The following is an 18,978-nucleotide window of genomic DNA, read 5'->3' on the forward strand; positions in this document are numbered from 1 at the left end:
TGTTCTCGCGGGGACTCAGGACGCGTGGCGCGCGGCGAGCGGAAGGGCGATGTCGGCGCGATCGGTGACGAGTCCGTCCACGCCGGCGTCGAGGAGTCGCTGCATGTCGGCGGGGTCGTTGACCGTCCACACGTGCACCTCGACTCCGTGGCGGTGGGCGCTGTCGATGAGGCGGGGGGTGAGGACCCGGACACGGCCGTGCCGCTCGGGCACCTGGACGGCATCGACGTCGGAGAGCAGGCGCGTGACCGCTCGGTGAGCGCGGACCCCCGAGGCCAGGAGGAGCCGGGTGATGGTCCGGGTGCCCGCCGAGGTCGCCGGCCGGAGGGGCGCTCCCGCGTCGGCCGCCGCCTGCAGGGCGATGCGCCGACGCTCGTCGGAGAAGCTCGTCACGAGCACCCGGTCGGCGTAGGGGGCGATGCCTCGGCCCACGGCCTCCGCCGCAGCCGCGGCCTTGACATCGAGGTTGAAGCGCACGGTGGGGAACGACTCCAGCGCCTGCGCGAGGGTGAGCAGCCCGCCGCGCCCGGCCACGAGCTCCGCCAGCTCAGCGAGGGTCACGTCGGCGACCGCGCGGGGGTCGCCCGCCACGCGCTGCAGATCGTCGTCGTGGAACAGCACCACCTCTCCGTCGCGGGTGAGGTGGCAGTCCGACTCGACGTAGGTCGCGCCCGCGGCGTGCGCGGCCGCCACGGCGGCGAAGGAGTTCTCCACGAGATCTGCGGATCCCTCCGGAACGAGACCGCGGTGGGCGAGGATGCGCGGCGCATCCGACGCCTGGAACCAGGGATGCGTCGGTTCAGGCAGCGTCGCCCCCGGCCTCGGTCGGGGCGGGGCTGTCGGCGCGGACCGCGCCGGGTGTCGTGGACCGGGCCTCGTTGGCGATGGCGTCTGCGTCGGACGCGGCTTCGCGCGCGGCGGCCACCGCTGCATCGGACGCCGCCGAGTACTCGGCGCGGCGCGCTGCGGTGGAGGGCCGACGCGCGCCCGAGGCGGACGAGGATCCGCCGTCCTCGCGCCCGCCGAGCGCGTTGCCGATGCCCTTGAGCGCTTCGGTCAGCTCACTCGGGATGATCCAGAGTTTGTTCGACGGGCTCTCGCTGATCTTCGGAAGCGTCTGCAGGTACTGGTAGGCCAACAGTTTGTCGTCGGGTTCGCCGGCGTGGATGGCGCCGAACACCATCTCGATGGCTTCGGCCTCACCCTGCGCGCGAAGCACCGCGGCCTGCTTGTCGCCCTCGGCCCGAAGGATCTCGGCTTGACGCCGGCCCTCCGCCTCGAGGATCTGAGACTGCTTCGTGCCCTCGGCGGTCAGGATCGCGGCGCGGCGATCCCGCTCGGCGCGCATCTGCTTCTCCATCGAGTCCTGGATCGAGGTCGGCGGGTCGATCGCCTTCAGTTCGACGCGCGAGACCCGAAGGCCCCACTTGCCGGTGGCTTCGTCGAGCACCACGCGAAGCTGACCGTTGATGTTGTCGCGGCTGGTGAGCGCCTCTTCGAGGTTGAGCCCACCGACGACGTTGCGCAGCGTCGTGGTGGTCAGCTGCTCGACCGCGCTGAGGTAGTTGGCGATCTCGTAGGTCGCCGCACGGGCGTCGTTCACCTGGAAATAGACGACGGTGTCTATCGACACCACGAGATTGTCCTCGGTGATGACCGGCTGCGGCGGAAAGGACACCACCTGTTCGCGCATGTCGACAAGGGGGCGGAGCCGATCGACGAACGGGACGAGGATGTTCAGGCCGGGAGAGAGGGTCCGTTGGTAGCGGCCGAGTCGCTCGACGATGCCCGCGTAAGCCTGGGGGATGATGCGGATGGAACGGAAGAGCACCACCACCACGAAGATCGCCAGGACGACGAGGAGGACGATCACGAAGATCTGGCCGATGAAGGCACCGGGATCGATCACGGGGTGTTTCCTTCCGTTGGGGCGGGGGAAGCGGGTGCGGTGGGGGACACTTCGACGGTGGCACCCAGAACGCGGTCGACGGTGACGCGCACGCCGACACCGGCGGTCACGGCGCCGTCGGCCAGACGGGCGGTCCAGGTCTCGCCGTTGTCCAGGCGCACCGAGCCGCCCTCGCCGTCGACGAACGCCGCCACCACGCGCCCACCCATGCCGTAGAGGGCATCCACGTTGGTGCGCGCCGGTTCCCCGCGATGGAGCAGTTTCAGCAGCAGCGGGCGGATCGTGAAGAGAAGGAGCGCAGAGATGGCCGCGGCTGCCGCGATCTGCAGCCACCACGGGCCGCCGAGGAGGTTGACGCCGAGACCACCGATGAGGCTTCCGGCGCCGATCATGAGGAAGGTGAACTCGAGCGTGAGCAGCTCGATGATGATGAAGATCCCCGCCAGCACCAGCCACACGATCCAGAGATATTGCGTGAGATCCGGCAGCATCGCGGCTCCTCCTCGGCCTTGACGGCCACCCTAACACCGGAGTCGGACACGTCGGCGTTGATAGGGTTCAGGGGGCCGGACGGCCTTGCCGCGGCATCCGCGGCGCGTCATCACAGGAGTCGCCACACATGTCTCAGACCCTTGCTCCCGGATCGCTCGCCGGCAAGATCGCCCTCGTGACCGGATCCTCCCGCGGTATCGGTGCCGACACCGTCCGCTTCCTCGCCGAAGCGGGTGCCGACGTCGTCATCAACTACCGCAACAAGGCTCCCCGGGCGGAGAAGCTCGCCGGGCAGCTGCGTGAGCGGGGCGTCCGCGTCCTGGTCGTCGGGGCCGATCTGACCGATCCGGCGTCGGTGCAGGCCATGTTCGCCGAGGTGGAACGCGAGTTCGGCCGGCTCGACATCCTCGTCCTCAACGCCTCCGGCGGGATGGAGGCCGGAATGGCGGAGGACTACGCGCTGCGCCTGAACCGGGACGCGCAGGTGTCGGTCCTCGAGACCGCGCTGCCGCTGCTGGGCCCGGGATCCCGTGTGGTCTTCGTCACCAGTCACCAGGCCCATTTCATCCGCACGACGCCGACGATGCCCGAGTACGAGCCGGTCGCGCTGTCCAAGCGCGCGGGCGAGGACGCGCTGCGCGAGCGCATCCCGATGCTCGCCGAGCGCAGTGTGGGCTTCGTCGTCGTCTCCGGCGACATGATCGAAGGCACGATCACCGCGACGCTCCTCGAGCGTGCCAATCCCGGCGCGATCGCCTCGCGCCGCGAGTCGGCGGGGCGCCTCTACAACGTCTCGGAGTTCGCCGCCGAGGTGGCCCGGGCCGCGGTCGACCCGATCCCCGGCGACAACACCCGGCTGGTCGGCGACACCGGATCGTTCGCGGGGGAGTGAGACGTGGGTCCCACCGACATCCAGAAGCTCCTCGGGGTCGGCCGGCCCTCGCTCGCATCGCACGGCGGCTTCGCCGTCTTCTCGGTCACTCGCCCCGATCTTCCGGCCAACAGGATGGTCGGCCAGCTCTGGCGGATCGACCTTCCGAGTGGCGCTCCGCGCCGCCTCACCCGCGGAGTCCTCGACACCGCTCCGAGGCTCTCCCCCGATGACACCCGGCTCGCCTTCCTCCGCCCCGATGCGAAGGGCCGCGGGCAGGTCTTCGTCGTCGGCGTCGACGGCGGAGAGCCGGTGCAGGCGACCGACGCTCCGCTCGGGGTGGGAGAGGTCGTCTGGACTTCCGACGGACGCTCGCTGGTCTACACCGCCCGGATACCGGAGCACGGACGCTACGGCACGGTCGAAGGACTGGATGCCGCGGCCGAGGCGCCCCGCCGGATCACCGGCATCCGGTGGCATGCCAATGGTCTCGGCTACCTCGCCGATCGCCCGGCGCAGATCTTCGTGATCGCGGCGCCCGAGGTCGACAGCGAGCCGTTCTACGAGCCCGCACCCGCCGTGCGCGACGATGATGAGGCACCGCGCCGGACCGTGATCGGCGCGACCCCGCGCGCGCTCACCGAGGGCGACCTCAGCTGGTCGACCCTCGCCGTGTCCGGCGAGGAGGTACTGGCCGTTCCCGACCGGATCGAAGACGACAGACGAGACCTGCGCACCCCGGTCATCGCGCACCACCTCGACGGCTCCGGGCACCGCGAGGTCCTCGGAACCGGTGCGAACCTGTGGGTGACGGGCCTCGCCGTCGCAGACGACGGCGCGGTGGCCGCCCTGGCCGCAGACGTCGGGAGTACGGGAACCGACTTCGTGGCCCCTGGTACGGCGCTGTATGTGATCGCCGAGGGGGAGGCCCGCGTCCTCACCGATCCCGAGACCATCGACCTCGGCGAGGTCGGAAGCCACATCACCCCGATCGGCGACGACTTCCTCGTGCAGGACCGGCGCCGCGGACGCGTCCGTCTCCTGCGGGTCGCGCGCGACGGTTCGGCCGAGACGGTCATCGGAGGCGACCGCGAGGTGCTCGGTCACGCGGCATCCGGATCCGTCGTCGTCGCCGCGGTGGCGACGCCGGAATCGTTCGGCGAGCTGGTGCTCGCCGAAGGCGGCGAGGTGCGCGCGCTCACGGCGTTCGGCGCGGCGGCGGCAGCCTCGGGCGTCGTGGCACCGGAGGAGATCACCATCCGCGGTCGCGACGGGTATCCGGTGCACGGCTGGGTCGCCCGGCCGCCGGGCGACGGTCCTTTTCCCGTCATCCTGCAGATCCACGGCGGGCCCTATGCCAGCTACGGCATCCACCTGTTCGACGAGACCCAGGTCCTCGTCGATGCGGGCTACGCCGTGGTGTACTGCAACCCGCGGGGATCTGCCGGCTACGGTCGCGCGCACGGTCGGGCGATCCGGCAGGCCATGGGCACCGTCGACCACCACGACGTGATCGATTTCCTCGACGGCGTGCTGGAGTCCGACACCGCTCTCGATGCGGGACGACTGGGCATCATGGGCGGCTCCTACGGCGGGTACCTCACCGCGTGGATCATCGCGCACGACCACCGGTTCCGCGGCGCGATCGTCGAGCGCGGGTTCCTCGAGCCCACGTCCTTCCAGGGGACGAGCGACATCGGATCGTTCTTCGGTGACGAGTACGTCGGCGTGGACCCCGAGCAGATCGCTTCGCAGAGCCCGATGGAGGTCGTCGGGCAGGTGCGGACGCCGACCCTGGTGATGCACGCCGAAGCCGATCATCGGTGCCCGCTGGAGCAGGCGACGCGGTACTACTCAGCGCTCACCCGCGCGGGAGTTCCGAGCGAGATGCTGATCTTCCCCGGTGAGAACCACGAGCTGACCAGAAGCGGGCAGCCTCGTCACCGCATCGAGCGCTTCGATGCGGTGACGCAGTGGTGGGCGCGCCATCTGCCGGCCGGCTGAACCGACCGGACAGCCCCGGCGGGGTGTCTCAGATGCGTCCGAACCGCAGGGCTCGGACGATCTGGATGATCCCCAGGATCACCAGCGAGACGCCGAAGAAGAGCCACACGATGAGGGCGCCCCAGATCGGGGCGAACATCACCACGACGCCGGCGACGATGCTGATGATCGCGAAGAAGATCGTCCAGCCCTTCGACGACGTGTCCGAGAGCGTGGACAGCGAGACGATGCCTTCGACCACCCAGGTGATGCCGATCATCAGTCCGACGAGGAGAAGCAGGACGCTCGCGGCGCTGGCGATGTTGGCGATGGCGACGATGCCGGCGATGACGAACAGCACGCCGAGCACGATGTAGCCGATCCGCGACCACCCGCCCCGCTCCCGCGAGAACGCACCGAGGCCGATGTAGACCAGCCCGGCGATGATCGCGTAGACGGCGAGGATCCAAGTGATGACGCTGAAGGTCTTCTCGGGCCAGATGAGGATGAGCAGACCGAAGATGAGCGCGATCGCGCCGACGACGCCGAGGGCGACCCGGACGGTGTTGGTGAGGGACTTCTCCCCGGTACCGGTGGACATGACCGAACCCTTTCTGAGCGTTTCCTGAGAGACTGCGCTCTCACTGTAACCCCGGGCCGGGTTCGAGGGAACGGCGACAGGCCGTCGCGCGTCAGGCCAGTCCGGTCGCGGCCAGATACCGGGCCTTGTGGCCGGTGCGGATGCCGGTCACGCTCGGCTTGTTCTCGTAGACGCCGGCGCCCCAGTTCCCCTCGACGAGCACCGGACCGCCAGGAGTCACCACGATGTCCCACCCGACGTACTGCACCTGGGGAACGACGCGCGCGACGCGGTCCACGAACGCGACGACCTCGGCCATCATCGGCAGCTGGAAGTCGGCGATGCGGAAACCCGAGTCGGGGTGCGTGACGTGCACATGGCCGTGGGAGTCGTACCCCGGGCCCACGGCGCGACCGTCGTCGTCGAGCATCGTGTAGAAGCCGCCGAACGACATCTGGTCGCTCACCGCTCCGCGACCGAACTTCTGGGCGATCGCGAGGATGTGGGTGCGCTCACCGTCGAAGAACGCCGTCACACGCGTGGTGTTCACCGTTCCCGGACACACCGCGGCGAGGTCGGGATGCTGCTGGATGACCTCTTCGATGAGCAGTTCGCCGCGGTCGCGCAGCCCGCGGTGGAACGCCGCCCAGTCATCGACATCGGCGGCGTGGTAGCGGTGGACGCCCGTGCCTGCCTGCCCGATCGGCTCCTTCGTGACGATCGTGCCGTGCCGCTCCGCGAACGCGCGGACGGCGTCGGCGTTGTCGGACTCGACGACCATCCACTCGCGCTGCAGATGTTCGGAGAACGCCCGATCGAACTCGATCTTGTCCTGGAAGAGGTGACGGAAGTCGGGGTGGTCGAAGCGCTGCGACAGCTGATTGGAGAACGGGTGGGTCATGAACGTCGCCCGTTCCCGGCGAGTGAGGATCGCGAAGTCGTAGTCGACGTAGTCCTGGAAGCCGACCTGACGGAATCCGGCGGAGTAGAGCATGTCCACCACGACGGCCGGCGTCCACTTGCCGTGCTGCGCCGCCGCGTCCTTCGCCCGCTCCCACACCGAGCCGACGTTGATCCGACGTGCGCGATGGGCGAGGTAGCGGAGGCGGGTGGAGAAGCCGAGACCGGTCGAGGGCATGGGGACTTTCGAGTCGGGGACGACGGACCCGGATAGTCTAGAGGGGTGATGTCGGTGGATCCTCTGCGTCCGTCCACCGGCCGGCCGGCGGGGGCTTCCGGGGTTCGCGATGTCGCCGCAGAGCGCGATGTCGACCATCGCCCCGTGGCGCGGATCGCGATCGCGGCGATCGAGCACAACCTTCGCAGGGCTCGAGAGGCCGGCTTCCTCGCCGTGGACCGCGAGGTTCTGAACGCCGACGGGTGGGGGCACGGGACCGATCTCGTCGCCGGTGCCGTGGCGTCCTCGGGGCTCGGCTGGGCACCGGTCGGCGAGAAGGAGGAGCGCGGCGTGCTGGGCGGAAGCGGTGTGTTCGGCCTCCCCGGGTCATCCGCTCGCCCCGTCATGTCGCTCGTCGGCCGGGTGATCGCGACCAAGTCCCTCCGGGCGGGGGAGGGCGTCTCCTACGGCTACACGTTCCGCGCGGCGACCGACACCACGGCGGCCCTGGTCACCGGCGGGTACGGGCAGGGGGTGATCAGGGAGCTCGGCAGTCGCGTCACGGTGCGCGTCGCGGGGCGCGACGCGCTCGTCATCGGGCGTGTGGCGATGGATGTCTGCGTCATCGACCTCGGAGCGGACGGCGTCGTCGCGCCGGGCACCCCGGTGGCGTTCTTCGGCGATCCCGATCGTGGGGAGCCGTCGCTGGCCGCATGGACCTCGGCGACGGATCTCGGCGCCGACGAGATCGTCTCGATCGTGGGTGTCCGGGCCCGCCGGGAGACGACGTGACCGGGTCGGTGCTCGAGGTCGACCTCGATCTGCTGGCGGCCAACCTCGACCGCGTCCGCGCGGCGGTCGCGCCCGCCGAGCTCATGCTCGTGGTCAAGAACGACGCCTACGGGCACGGACTGGACCCGGTTGTCGAGCGTGCCGAGCGCGAGGGCGTCCGGTGGTTCGGAGCGTTCGACGTCCTGACGGGCGCGCGCGTGCGCCGGCTCGCGGGCGACGGGGCGCGCATCTTCGTCTGGATCGCCGACACCCCCGCGCAGGTGAGCGCGGCGTTGGCGTCGGATCTCGACATCGGGGTGGGCGACCGCCGCCTCCTGGAGGACATCGTCGCGCGAGGCGGCACCGGGCATCCCGCGCGGGTGCACCTCAAGATCGACACGGGGCTTCGCCGCAACGGGGTCCGCCCCGAGGAGTGGCCGGATTTCGTCGCGACCGCGGCCGCCGGCGAACGTGCCGGAGCGCTCGTGGTCGAGGGCATCTGGAGTCACATCGCCGAGGCCTCCGACGAGGAGGACGACCTCGCCCGGGCCCGGTTCGACGACGCGGTGCGCGTCGCCGAGGCCGCGGGGCTTCGTCCCCGCCTCCGCCACCTCGCCGCGAGCGCGGCCTCGTTCGCGCGCCCGGAGTTCCGCTACGACCTCGCTCGGGTCGGCGCGTTCTGCTACGGCATCCGACCGGCCGGTGGGCCTGACGAGGAGGCGCTCGGGATCCGGCCGATCGCTCGCTGGGAGGCCCCCGTCGTCGCGGTGGCGGGCGATGTGGCGCGCATCGCGGTCGGAGCCCGAGACGGGCTCTTCCGGACGCTCGCTTCACGCGTCGAGGTGGCCACACCGGGAGGGCGCCGTGGACTTCTCGCGGTGCACGGGTCGACGTCGGAAATCCGCGCCTGGCCCGGGGCCGCCGCGGGAGACCGGGTCGTCATCTTCGGGGATGCCCGGAATGACGAGGAGACCGCGACCTCCCTCGCCGAATCGATCGGGACGATCGGCGAAGAGGTCGCGGTCCGGGTGTCGCCGCTGGTGCCCCGGCGGTACCGGGGCGGGCGGTGATGTCAGTCGTCGCTGCTGAGGCGCGCGGTCTCGTCGTGCCAGGACGTGGCGACGGCGCGCAGCTTCTCTTCGTACTTCCGACCGTGGTGTGCGCAGAACAGCAGCTCGCTGCCGTTCACCTCGGCGGCGATGTAGGCCTGAGCTCCGCAGGAATCGCAGCGGTCCACCGCCGTCAAGCGGTATTCGAGGACGGCCGTCTCAGAGGGTGTCGAAAGTGTCATCGCGGTGCCTCCTCGGGGATGTGACTCTCGGCGTGGTCCACACATACAACCACGGCATTGTTACGGTCATGCCGCGATCCGGTGACCGTTCGCTGAGCGCGTACGGCGGCGCCCGGGGGTCGTGTCTGTGCAAGGTCGGGTCGGTGCCCCCGGTTAGCCTTGGAGATTGTGACCGCCGCTGAGTATTCCGCCCACCACCTGCAGGTGCTCGAGGGGCTCGAGGCCGTCCGCAAACGTCCGGGCATGTACATCGGGTCGACCGATGCGCGCGGTCTCATGCACTGCCTGTGGGAGATCATCGACAACGCCGTCGACGAGGCGCTGGGCGGTCACGGTGATCGCATCGAGGTCGTCCTCCACAGCGACGGCAGCGTCGAGGTGCGCGACCGCGCCCGGGGTATCCCCGTCGACGTCGAGCCCCGCACCGGTCTGACGGGCGTCGAGGTCGTCTTCACGAAGCTCCATGCGGGCGGCAAGTTCGGCGGCGGCTCCTACGCGGCATCCGGAGGTCTTCACGGCGTCGGTGCGTCCGTCGTCAACGCGCTGTCCGAGCGACTGGACGTCGAGGTCGACCGCGGCGGCAAGACCTATGCCATGTCCTTCCACCGCGGGGAGCCCGGCGTCTTCGCCGGTCCCGGGCCAGACTCGCCGTTCACGCCCTTTGAGGACAGCAGCGAGCTGAGGGTGATCGGTAAGGCGCCGCGCGGCGCGACGGGCACGCGCATCCGCTACTGGGCCGACCGGCAGATCTTCACCCGCGATGCGGCGTTCTCCTTCGACGAGCTGGAGCAGCGGGTGCGTCAGACGGCGTTCCTCGTGCCCGGTCTGCAGATCGTCGTCCGGGACGAGCGCACAGCGGAGCCGGTCGAGACGTCCTATCGGTTCGAGGGCGGCATCTCGGAGTTCGTGGAGTTCCTGGCCCCCGACGCGGCAGTCACGGATGTGTGGCGCCTGACCGGCACGGGTGTGTTCACCGAGACCGTTCCCGTGCTGCAGCCCACCGGCGCCATGATCCCGACCGAGGTCGAACGCACCTGCGAGGTGGACATCGCGCTGCGGTGGGGAACCGGCTACGACACCGTCGCGCGCTCCTTCGTCAACATCATCGCGACCCCCAAGGGCGGCACGCATCAGCAGGGGTTCGAACAGGGCCTGATGAAGGTGCTGCGCGCACAGGTGGAGCAGAACGCCCGTCGGCTGAAGGTCGGCAACGACAAGCTCGAGAAGGATGACATCCTCGCGGGCCTCACCACCGTCATGACCGTCCGGCTGCCCGAGCCGCAGTTCGAGGGGCAGACGAAGGAGGTCCTCGGTACCCCGGCGGTCCGGCAGATCGTGGCCCAGGTGGTGACGCGCGAGCTGACGGCGCGATTCGCCTCTCCCAAGCGCGACGACAAGGCGCAGACCTCGCTGCTGCTGGACAAGGTCGTCTCGGAGATGAAGGCGCGCATCTCAGCCCGGACGCACAAGGAGACGCAGCGCCGGAAGAACGCCCTCGAGTCCTCGTCCCTGCCGGCGAAGCTGGCCGACTGCCGCACGAACGATGTCGCTGAATCGGAGCTGTTCATCGTCGAGGGCGACTCGGCACTGGGGACGGCGAAGCTGGCACGCAACAGCGAGTACCAGGCGCTGCTGCCGATCCGGGGGAAGATCCTCAACGTGCAGAAGGCATCCATCAGCGACATGCTGTCCAATGCCGAGTGCGCGTCGATCATCCAGGTCATCGGTGCGGGCTCCGGACGCTCGTTCGATCTCGACGCGGCGCGCTACGGCAAGGTCATCCTCATGAGCGATGCGGATGTCGACGGCGCACACATCCGCACCCTGCTGCTGACGCTCTTCTTCCGCTACATGCGTCCCCTCGTCGAAGCGGGCCGGGTGTTCGCCGCGGTTCCCCCGCTTCATCGCGTGATCGTGATGAACCCGGGGACCAAGCCGAACGAGACCATCTACACCTTCAGCGAGCAGGAGCTGCACACGCTGCTGACCAAGCTCACGAAGGCGGGCAAACGCTGGCAGGAGCCGGTGCAGCGCTACAAGGGTCTCGGCGAGATGGACGCCGACCAGCTCGCGACCACGACGATGGACCGCGGCGGACGCACCCTCCGCCGTGTGCGCGTGCAGGACGCCGAGGCGGCCTCGAGCGTGTTCGAGCTGCTGATGGGCACTGACGTCGGGCCCCGGCGCGAGTTCATCGTCGACTCCAGCGACCGGCTGTCGCGCGAGCGCATCGACGCCTGATACGCCGCTGCGCGGCATCCGCCGTCACCTGCGTTCCCGCCGTCACCCGCGTTCTCAACCGCGGGTCAGCGCACGACGGTGCCGAGCGCTCCGACGACCCCGTCCAGCGGCGTCCCCGACGCGTCACGCCGCGCGCCCGAGGCCGGAAGCGGGCGGACGGCGCCGTCGGTCCCCACGGCGCGGGGATCCGACCCGACCCAGGCCAGGGTCACGGTGTCTTCGCCCTTGAGGAAGCGGTGCGCGCGCACCCCTCCGGTGCCGCGACCCTTTGCGGGGTACTCGGTGAATGCCGACACCTTCGCCGACCCGGCGTCGGTGCCGGCAAGTGCGGTGGAGGCACCCGCGACCGTCACCACGACCGCGTCGAAGGCCGAACCGCCGACGACGAAGAAGCCGATCGCCTCCACGCCCGGCGTCAGTCTGATGCCGGCCATCCCGCCGGCGGCGCGACCCTGAGGCCGGACCGATGCGGCGTCGAAGCGCAGGAGCTGCGCGTCTGCCGCAATGAACACCAGCTCCGCGCCGTCGGGCGCGGGAGCGGCCCCGATCACCCTGTCGCCCTCCTTCAAGGCGATGATCGCGACGTCGTGCTTGCCCGCAGCGAGCTCGGAGGCGGCGACGCGCTTGACCACGCCCTGCGCGGTGCCGAGGGCGATCGGCGGGTCGGCGGCCAGGGGCACGAGCGCCACGACGTGTTCGCCGCCGGTGAGGCCCAGGTACTGATCGGCGCGACTGCCCGCGGCGAGCTGAACCGAGTTGCCGGGAACGGAGGGAAGGTCGACAGGGGAGAACCGGATGAGACGCCCCGCCGACGTGATCGCGCCCACGTCGCCGCGTGTGGTGGTGTCGACGGCGGAACGCACCGCGTCGTGCTTCGCGCGTCGCGACGGGGGGACGATGCCGCCGCCCGGTGCATCCGGGCTCCGCTCGGCCCGGACCATCCGTCCCGTCGCGGAGAGGAACACGCGGCAGGGTGCATCGGCAATCTGGAGGTCGACCGGACCGGCCGACTTCGACGACCGTGGTGCGACCGGTCCGCCGTTGAGGAGAAGGGTCCGCCGAGGAGTGCCGAGGGCCTCGGCCGTCGCCTCCAGCTCCGCCGCCACCTGGGCACGGAGCAGGGCGGGGTCGCCGAGCAGTTCCACGAGGGCGTCGATCTCGGCCTTCAGCGCGTCGCGCTCGGCCTCCAACTCGATGCGGGAGAACTTCGTCAGGCGGCGCAGGCGCAGTTCGAGGATGTATTCGGCCTGCACCTGGGTGAGATCGAAGACGTCCATGAGGCGCCCCCGCGCCTGCTCACCGTCATCGGAAGTGCGGATCACCTGGATGACCTCGTCGATGTCGAGGATGGCGATGAGGAGGCCCTCGACGAGGTGGAGGCGCTCGCGCCGACGCGCGAGGCGGTACTCGCTCCGCCGGGTGATGACCCTGATGCGGTGGTCGAGATACACCCGCAGCATCTCCCGGAGCCCGAGGGTCTTGGGTTGGCCGTCGACGAGGGCGACGTTGTTGATCCCGAAGGAGTCCTCCAGCGGCGTCAGGCGGTAGAGCTGCTCGAGGACGGCGTTCGGATCGAACCCCGTCTTCACACCGATGACCAGGCGCAGTCCCTTGGTGCGGTCGCTGAGGTCGGTGACGTCGGAGATGCCGGTGAGCTTCTTGCTGGTGACGGCGTCCTTGATCTTCTCGATGACCCGCTCCGGACCCACCAGATACGGCAGCTCGGTGACGACCAGGCCCGTCCGGCGCGGACCGAGGCTCTCGATCGAGACCTTCGCCCGGGTGCGGAACGAACCCCGCCCCGCGGCGTAGGCGTCGCGGATGCCGTCCAGTCCGACGATGATCCCGCCCGAGGGCAGGTCGGGACCCGGTACGAACTCCATCAGCTCCTCGAGGGTCGCCTCGGGGTTCTCGAGCAGGTGCACGGCCGCGGCGACCACCTCGATGAGGTTGTGCGGCGCCATGTTCGTGGCCATTCCGACCGCGATGCCCGACGCGCCGTTGACGAGCAGGTTGGGGAACGCGGCGGGCAGCACCTCGGGCTGCTGGAACTGGCCGTCGTAGTTCGGGATGAAATCGACGACGTCTTCGTCGAGGTCGGCGGTCATCGCCAGCGCCGGGGGAGCCAAGCGCGCCTCGGTGTACCGCGGCGCGGCCGGACCGTCGTCGAGCGATCCGAAGTTGCCGTGTCCGTCGACGAGGGGAACGCGCAGGGAGAACGGCTGGGCCAGACGCACGAGCGCGTCGTAGATGGGAGCGTCACCGTGCGGATGGAGCTTCCCCATCACCTCGCCGACCACCCGGGCGCTCTTGACGTGCCCGCGGTCGGGGCGCAGCCCCATGTCGGCCATCTGATAGAGGATGCGTCGCTGCACCGGCTTCAATCCGTCCCGCGCGTCGGGGAGCGCGCGCGAGTAGATGACGGAGTAGGCGTATTCGAGGAAGGAGCCCTGCATCTCGACGGAGACGTCGACGTCCTCGATGCGTTCGGCGGGCGTGGTGTCAGCAGGTGATGCGGGCATGGCGATGGGGTTCCAAGACGGAGCGGGGGAGCCGCCGGCGGCGTGTGCCAGACTGGCCCGGGTGACCGTCAGCCTACCGCCGGACCCGCCCGGAGCCCTGCGCCTCACCGGGGTCGTGCCCGAGTTGATCGCGGCGCTCGCAGGTTCCTCCGACCGGTTCGCTCCCGCGCGGAGCGCGATCATTTGCGTGGTCGACGGACTCGGTGCGCACAACCTACGAGCCCGTGCCGGTCACGCCAGATACCTCACGGCGGCGATGTCGAAGCGGGATGTCGCGCGCACCGTGTTCCCCTCCACCACCGCCGCGGCGCTGACGAGCCTCCTGACCGGGACCGAGCCCGGCATCCACGGCATCGTCGGCTACCGGGCGCTGGTGCCCGACACCGGCGAGGTGCTCAACCAGCTGCGGGGATGGGACACCCACGGACTGCCGGTGAGCTGGCAGCGCGCGGCGCCTCTGTTCGGGCGCGAAGCCGACGCCGGCCGGCCGACGTTCTTCGTCTCCAAGCCCGAGTACACCGGCACGGGCTTCACCGAGGCGACGATGCGCGGTGCCGCGGCGGTGCCGGCCGAGGACTTCGTCGACCGGGTCGACCTCGCCGTCGACCTTGCGACCCGGCACGCAGGCGCCCTCATCTACCTCTACACGCCCGAACTCGACGGGATCGGGCATCGTCGTGGCTGGGAGTCCGACGAGTGGACGGTCGGGCTGGAGGACGTCGACGCCGCCCTCGCCCGGCTGGGCGGGGCGCTGCCGGTCGGTGTGGGGGCGGTCGTCACCGCCGACCACGGGATGGTCGACGTCCCCCGGCACCGGCATCGCCTGCTGGGGGAGGGGAGCCCGCTGATCGAGCGCGTGGCGCAGATCGGCGGTGAGCCGCGGATGCTGCATCTGTACACCGATCCGGGGGCAGCCGGCGTCGTCGCCGAGGCGTGGCGAGCGGCCGAGTCCTCCCACGCGTGGATCCTCACGAGAGACGAGGCCGTCGCGAGCGGCCTGTTCGGCGAGGTCGATCGCGCGGTGCTGCCGCGGATCGGTGACGTCCTCATCGCCGCGCGCGGAGCCACCGCCTACTACGACGACCGCGACCCCGAACGCACGGGACAGCAGATGGTCGGACAGCACGGCTCTCTCACCGACGCCGAGCGGATCGTTCCCCTGATCCGACTGGGCGCCTTCGCGTGAGCGGTGCGGTGAGCTCAGTCCTCGCCGCGTGCGCCGAAGACGATCTCGTCCCAGGAGGGCATGGAGGTCCGCCCCTTTCGGCGGCCCGCCGCCTCGGCCAGATGGGGCGATGACGCACCCCTGTCGGTAGGCGCATCGTCGTCGGACGGCTCGGGCGTCTCGGCGTACCCCGGCTCGAGAGCATCGAAGAGCGCGACCGGCTGCGAAGCGGCGACGCGTTCCCGCGCCTCGTCGGCGCCGGGGAGCGGTTCGCGCTGACCGCGGCGGCGCCGCAATGCCTCGAGCAGGTCGGCGGTCTCGGCAGAGGTCACAGCCGGTTCGGTCGCGCGCTTGATCGCGGCCTGCTGGACGGCGGGGGCGACGGGCGCCGGGATCTCCGGCTGCTCGAGATCGGCCTCGGGGGGACGGCGCGGCCCGAATGCGCCGCTGTCGAAGCGGGAGTCGTCCTTGGCCGGGGCGGTGTCCAGCGCGCGCAGCCGCGGGATCAGTCCCTCGGGCAGAGAGCCCTGTCGTGACAGCTGGATCGCGTCGGCGTTGAGCGGCGACAGGGTGCTGCGGCGCGGGTCGAAGCTCCATCGCGCGTCATGGTCGACGCTGTTCGCGGTGAATTCGAGCTTGACGATCCAGCCCGACGGCTCCTTCCAGCTCGTCCAGCGCTCGCCGATCGCACCCGCTTCGTGCAGCTTGCCGCGCACCGCCGCGCCGAAGGTGGGGTGAGCGTCGTGCTCGAGCTGGCCGCCCAGCAGGACCGGCACGGCCAGTGCCTGCCCGACCACGTGGTCGCGTTCAGCGAGCACCGGGCCCTCGAAGCGGGTCACGTCTTCCACGCGGCATCCCAGCAGCGTCGCCACCTCGGTCGCCGACAGCCCGGCACGGATGTGCGACTGGATCTCGCGGGGACTGGGGCGGACGGTCTGGCCGTCGGGGTCGCGATCACGCCGCGTGCGGCGCAGCTCGTTGCGCAGCACCTCATCGACGGGCAGCGAGAACCGGTCGCCCGATTCGGTCGCGAGGACGAGTCTGTCGTCCTCGGTTCCGATCACCTTGAGCTGTTCCATGCGAACGCCTCTCCGACTCAGCAGTGCCGCCATGGTGTCACAGCGAGGCCTCGGGGCCGGGAATATCGTGCGCGTGGCGCATGTTCCGGTGGGTGATCGTCGCCCCCACGCGCCTGGGGCGGCATCCGATCACCCGCAGGCGCGCTCGTGGGCGTCCGAACCGGCCGCTGCAGGTCCTGGGACGGCATTTGCGAAATGCCCCCCGGTCATGCAAACTATGGCCGCCTGTTCAGGCCAGGTGCACCCGAGAATCACCGGAAGTAGAGATCCCCCCGCATGGCAACCGACTACGACGCCCCCCGCAAGACCGAAGACGACAGCGAGTCGATCGAGGCGCTCAAGGAGCGTGTCCCCGACAAGATGTCCGGTTCGGTGGACGTCGAGGACGCCGACAACCCCTCGGGCTTCGAGCTGCCCGGCGCCGACCTGTCCGACCTCGAGCTGGATGTCGTCGTGCTCCCTCCGCAGGAGGACGAGTTCACCTGCATGAACTGCTTCCTCGTCAAGCACCGCTCCCAGCTGGACCACGAGGGCGGCGACGGACCGATCTGCCGGGAGTGCGCGGCGTAACCGGCTCGGCATCTCCCCGTCGTGCCCGATCGATGGCGGCGATCAAGCGGTCAGGCGTGCGGGTCGAGATGACCCACGACGGCACCGGATCATCAGGATCTTCGAGCGGGATGACCACGACAGGGTCGATCCCGCCGCGGATGAGGTGCCACGCACGAGGGTGAAGGTCCACCCCGCGTTTGCGGCGGGCCTCGTCGCCGGTGAACCCCTGGGCATCGCCCAGGTGGCGCACCTCGATGCGGGCACGGCCGGCCCGCAGCATCCCGTCGCCACCGACCTCCACCACCGGCGAGGCGGCCACCAGCAAGACGACGACGAGGGCCGCCACGCCGGCCCCCACCGCCAGGGCGACCGTGGCATCGACAGGGGTGAACACCAGTGCGGCCATCGGTCCGCACAGGGCGGCGGCGACCAGCAGCCACAGGCTCGGACCCAGTCTTTCCCGGTAGAGCACGGCCTGCTCGCCGCTGCGGCGTGGCTCGGACATGTGCATTACCCTCGTTGCGTGACTGAAACCGTGGACGTCCTCATTATCGCCCCCGACGTTCCGGCCTACTCCCACCCCGGTGATGCGGGAGCGGATCTGGTGTCCGCCGAGGCCGTCCGGCTCGAGCCCGGACAGCGCGCCCTCGTGGGGACCGGCGTGCGCATCGCCCTCCCCGACGGCTACGCCGCCTTCGTCGTCCCGCGCAGCGGTCTGGCCGCGAAGCACGGGATCACCATCGTCAACGCACCGGGCACCGTCGACGCCGGCTATCGCGGCGAGATCAAGGTCGCCCTGCTGAACACCGACCGTGAGCACGCCTTCGACATCGCCCCGGGCGACCGGATCGCCCAGCTCATCGTCATGCCCGTCACCCGGGCGGCATTCATCCCGGTCGACGACCTCCCCGACAGCGTCCGCGGCGCGGGGGGATTCGGTTCGACCGGCTACCAGAAGGATGGAGCGACGGCATGACCGACGCCACACCGCAGAACTCCCCGAAGAGCGCGCCCGCCGATCGGGCCACGGAGGGCCCGTTCGACGAGGCCGAGGCCAACCCGGTCCGCCCGTACATCGATCTCGGCGGCATCAAGGTGCTCCCCCGGGAGGGCCTGAATCTGCGCCTGGAGGTCGAGGAGCAGACCAAGCGCATCGTGGCGGTCGGGCTGGACTACGCCGACTCGACCCTTCAGATCCAGCCCTTCGCGGCGCCCCGTTCCGCGGGTCTCTGGGAGGAGACGCGGGAGCAGATCCGACAGCAGATCCGACAGCAGGGCGGCCGGGTGGAAGAGCGCGAGGGGCCGCTCGGGCCGGAGCTGCTCGCCGAGGTGCCCGTGGTCGCCGGACCCGACGGCGGCGCGGGCAAACGCATCGCGCGTTTCGTCGGGGTCGACGGACCCCGCTGGTTCCTCCGGGGTGTGATCGGCGGAGCGGCCGCGGCCGACGTCGAGGCGGCCGCCAAGGTCGAAGACCTCTTCCGCTCCATCGTGGTGGTGCGAGGCACGTCGCCGATGCCCCCGCGCGATCTGATCCCGCTTCGCATGCCGGCGACGCCGGGTACCGCGTGAGCGACGCCACCTCGGGGAACGGCGGGCCCGACCCCGAACCGGCGCCCGCCACCGGCGAACCGCGCGCGTCGGACCTGCTCGGTGCGGCGCTCGGCGGAGCGGCCAAGCGGGCGGGCCTGGACCCCGCGCAGCAGGGAAGTACAGGCCGGGTCGTCTGGTCGGCGATGGGTGGCTGGCGCGGCGTTCTGGAGTCGGTGCTTCCGAGTTTGACGTTCATCCTGACCTACACGCTCGTTCCCGGCGACACCCGGGAGAAGCTCCTTCCCGCCCTCGCGGTCTCGGTGGGGATCGCGGCGGTGTTCACGATCGTGCGTCTCATCCAGAAGTCGCCGCCCTCCGCAGCGATCGGGGGCCTGGTCGCGGCAGGAGTGGCTGCGGGGCTGGCGCTCATCACCGGAAACCCCTCGGACAACTTCGTCCCCGGCTTCATCACCAACGCCCTGTACGGCACGGCGCTCCTGGTCTCCGCCCTCGTCGGATGGCCGATCATCGGTCTCGCCGTCGGCTTCCTCGTGGGCGAGGGAACACGGTGGCGGATGGACCGACGCAAGCGCCGGGCCTTCTTCTGGCTGACGATCGCCTGGGCTGCCCTGTTCGCCGCGCGTCTGGCCGTGCAGTTCCCCATCTATCTGACCTCGCTGGATGAAAGTCAGCGCGACAGTGCGGTCGCGCTCCTGGGCACGCTCAAGCTCGTGATGGGCATCCCGTTGTTCGCTCCGCTGCTGGCGGTCACCTGGCTGGTGGTGCGCGCCCTCTATCCCCCCGCCCCCAAGTGATACATTTATCTTGACGTCGAGATAAATTGTGCGTTGCGGGCTAAGGCTCGCCTTGCTAGC

19 protein-coding genes are annotated in these 18,978 nt (G+C 70.3%); 10 read left to right on the plus strand and 9 right to left on the minus strand.

Features of this window, described 5'->3' with window-relative positions:
* Positions 1 to 15: 15 nt before the first annotated feature.
* The 3 genes from MA875_RS10085 to MA875_RS10095 are packed head-to-tail and all read right to left on the minus strand — an operon-like array spanning position 16 to position 2,400.
* Positions 16 to 807: a glycerophosphodiester phosphodiesterase family protein gene (locus MA875_RS10085; protein WP_248242360.1), complete on the minus strand. Its 792-nt coding sequence runs from the start codon at positions 805 to 807 to the stop codon at positions 16 to 18.
* Entirely contained in the window at positions 800 to 1,909 is a 1,110-nt protein-coding gene (locus tag MA875_RS10090) for an SPFH domain-containing protein (RefSeq protein ID WP_372492564.1), read from the minus strand. The genes MA875_RS10085 and MA875_RS10090 overlap by 8 nt, the downstream gene beginning before the upstream one ends.
* Complete coding sequence (locus MA875_RS10095) at positions 1,906 to 2,400, minus strand: NfeD family protein (RefSeq protein WP_248242169.1); 495 nt, start codon at positions 2,398 to 2,400, stop codon at positions 1,906 to 1,908. The genes MA875_RS10090 and MA875_RS10095 overlap by 4 nt, the downstream gene beginning before the upstream one ends.
* A gap of 128 nt (positions 2,401 to 2,528) precedes the next feature.
* On the opposite strand from MA875_RS10095, the gene MA875_RS10100 reads away from it, so the two are divergent.
* Entirely contained in the window at positions 2,529 to 3,293 is a 765-nt protein-coding gene (locus tag MA875_RS10100) for an SDR family oxidoreductase (RefSeq protein ID WP_248242170.1), read from the plus strand.
* Positions 3,294 to 3,296: 3 nt separating this feature from the next.
* Complete coding sequence (locus tag MA875_RS10105) at positions 3,297 to 5,276, plus strand: S9 family peptidase (protein WP_248242171.1); 1,980 nt, start codon at positions 3,297 to 3,299, stop codon at positions 5,274 to 5,276.
* 28 nt (positions 5,277 to 5,304) lie between these two features.
* Here MA875_RS10105 and MA875_RS10110 read toward each other — a convergent pair whose 3' ends face one another.
* Together MA875_RS10110 and MA875_RS10115 are read right to left on the minus strand one after the other, a co-directional pair.
* Entirely contained in the window at positions 5,305 to 5,856 is a 552-nt protein-coding gene (locus tag MA875_RS10110; RefSeq protein WP_248242172.1) for an HdeD family acid-resistance protein, read from the minus strand.
* A gap of 91 nt (positions 5,857 to 5,947) precedes the next feature.
* Positions 5,948 to 6,973 carry a sugar-transfer associated ATP-grasp domain-containing protein gene (locus MA875_RS10115; protein WP_248242173.1) on the minus strand — a complete coding sequence of 342 codons (1,026 nt, stop codon included), beginning with the start codon at positions 6,971 to 6,973 and terminating at the stop codon, positions 5,948 to 5,950.
* Between the two features lie 48 nt (positions 6,974 to 7,021).
* Here MA875_RS10115 and MA875_RS10120 point away from each other — a divergent pair, with 48 nt between their 5' ends.
* Together MA875_RS10120 and MA875_RS10125 are read left to right on the plus strand one after the other, a co-directional pair.
* Complete coding sequence (locus tag MA875_RS10120; RefSeq protein ID WP_248242174.1) at positions 7,022 to 7,744, plus strand: alanine racemase C-terminal domain-containing protein; 723 nt, start codon at positions 7,022 to 7,024, stop codon at positions 7,742 to 7,744.
* Positions 7,741 to 8,793, plus strand: coding sequence for an alanine racemase (locus MA875_RS10125; RefSeq protein WP_248242175.1), 1,053 nt, complete (start codon positions 7,741 to 7,743; stop codon positions 8,791 to 8,793). Before MA875_RS10120 ends, MA875_RS10125 begins: the two co-directional genes overlap by 4 nt.
* Before the next feature lie 2 nt (positions 8,794 to 8,795).
* Here MA875_RS10125 and MA875_RS10130 read toward each other — a convergent pair whose 3' ends face one another.
* Positions 8,796 to 9,014: a DUF7455 domain-containing protein gene (locus MA875_RS10130; RefSeq protein ID WP_141938350.1), complete on the minus strand. Its 219-nt coding sequence runs from the start codon at positions 9,012 to 9,014 to the stop codon at positions 8,796 to 8,798.
* Positions 9,015 to 9,182: 168 nt separating this feature from the next.
* Between MA875_RS10130 and MA875_RS10135 the strand changes: the two genes are divergently transcribed.
* Complete coding sequence (locus MA875_RS10135; protein WP_248242176.1) at positions 9,183 to 11,255, plus strand: DNA gyrase/topoisomerase IV subunit B; 2,073 nt, start codon at positions 9,183 to 9,185, stop codon at positions 11,253 to 11,255.
* A gap of 65 nt (positions 11,256 to 11,320) precedes the next feature.
* Here MA875_RS10135 and MA875_RS10140 read toward each other — a convergent pair whose 3' ends face one another.
* Positions 11,321 to 13,777 carry a DNA gyrase/topoisomerase IV subunit A gene (locus MA875_RS10140; RefSeq protein WP_248242177.1) on the minus strand — a complete coding sequence of 819 codons (2,457 nt, stop codon included), beginning with the start codon at positions 13,775 to 13,777 and terminating at the stop codon, positions 11,321 to 11,323.
* Positions 13,778 to 13,838: 61 nt separating this feature from the next.
* Here MA875_RS10140 and MA875_RS10145 point away from each other — a divergent pair, with 61 nt between their 5' ends.
* Positions 13,839 to 14,963, plus strand: coding sequence for an alkaline phosphatase family protein (locus tag MA875_RS10145; protein WP_248242178.1), 1,125 nt, complete (start codon positions 13,839 to 13,841; stop codon positions 14,961 to 14,963).
* Positions 14,964 to 14,977: 14 nt separating this feature from the next.
* On the opposite strand, the gene sepH is transcribed toward MA875_RS10145, so the two are convergent.
* On the minus strand, positions 14,978 to 16,021 hold the full coding sequence (gene sepH / locus MA875_RS10150) for a septation protein SepH (RefSeq protein WP_248242179.1): 1,044 nt from the start codon (positions 16,019 to 16,021) through the stop codon (positions 14,978 to 14,980).
* Between the two features lie 276 nt (positions 16,022 to 16,297).
* On the opposite strand from sepH, the gene MA875_RS10155 reads away from it, so the two are divergent.
* Positions 16,298 to 16,591: a DUF4193 domain-containing protein gene (locus tag MA875_RS10155; protein WP_124293148.1), complete on the plus strand. Its 294-nt coding sequence runs from the start codon at positions 16,298 to 16,300 to the stop codon at positions 16,589 to 16,591.
* Here MA875_RS10155 and MA875_RS10160 read toward each other — a convergent pair.
* Positions 16,524 to 17,078 (minus strand): DUF3093 domain-containing protein, encoded by a 555-nt coding sequence (locus tag MA875_RS10160; protein ID WP_308221517.1) that lies wholly within the window; start codon positions 17,076 to 17,078, stop codon positions 16,524 to 16,526. The genes MA875_RS10155 and MA875_RS10160 overlap by 68 nt on opposite strands.
* Before the next feature lie 18 nt (positions 17,079 to 17,096).
* Between MA875_RS10160 and dut the strand changes: the two genes are divergently transcribed.
* Genes dut through MA875_RS10175 form a run of 3 tightly spaced genes read left to right on the plus strand, consistent with a single transcriptional unit; the run spans position 17,097 to position 18,918 of the window.
* Positions 17,097 to 17,549, plus strand: coding sequence for a dUTP diphosphatase (dut, locus tag MA875_RS10165; RefSeq protein ID WP_248242180.1), 453 nt, complete (start codon positions 17,097 to 17,099; stop codon positions 17,547 to 17,549).
* A complete protein-coding gene (locus MA875_RS10170) occupies positions 17,546 to 18,142 on the plus strand; it encodes a DUF3710 domain-containing protein (protein WP_248242181.1) in 597 nt (198 codons plus the stop codon). The genes dut and MA875_RS10170 overlap by 4 nt, the downstream gene beginning before the upstream one ends.
* Positions 18,139 to 18,918, plus strand: a complete 780-nt coding sequence (locus MA875_RS10175; RefSeq protein WP_248242182.1) for a DUF3159 domain-containing protein — start codon at positions 18,139 to 18,141, stop codon at positions 18,916 to 18,918. The genes MA875_RS10170 and MA875_RS10175 overlap by 4 nt, the downstream gene beginning before the upstream one ends.
* The last annotated feature ends 60 nt before the right edge of the window (positions 18,919 to 18,978 follow it).

This window comes from Microbacterium kunmingense, assembly GCF_023155745.1.
Classification (GTDB): domain Bacteria; phylum Actinomycetota; class Actinomycetes; order Actinomycetales; family Microbacteriaceae; genus Microbacterium; species Microbacterium kunmingense.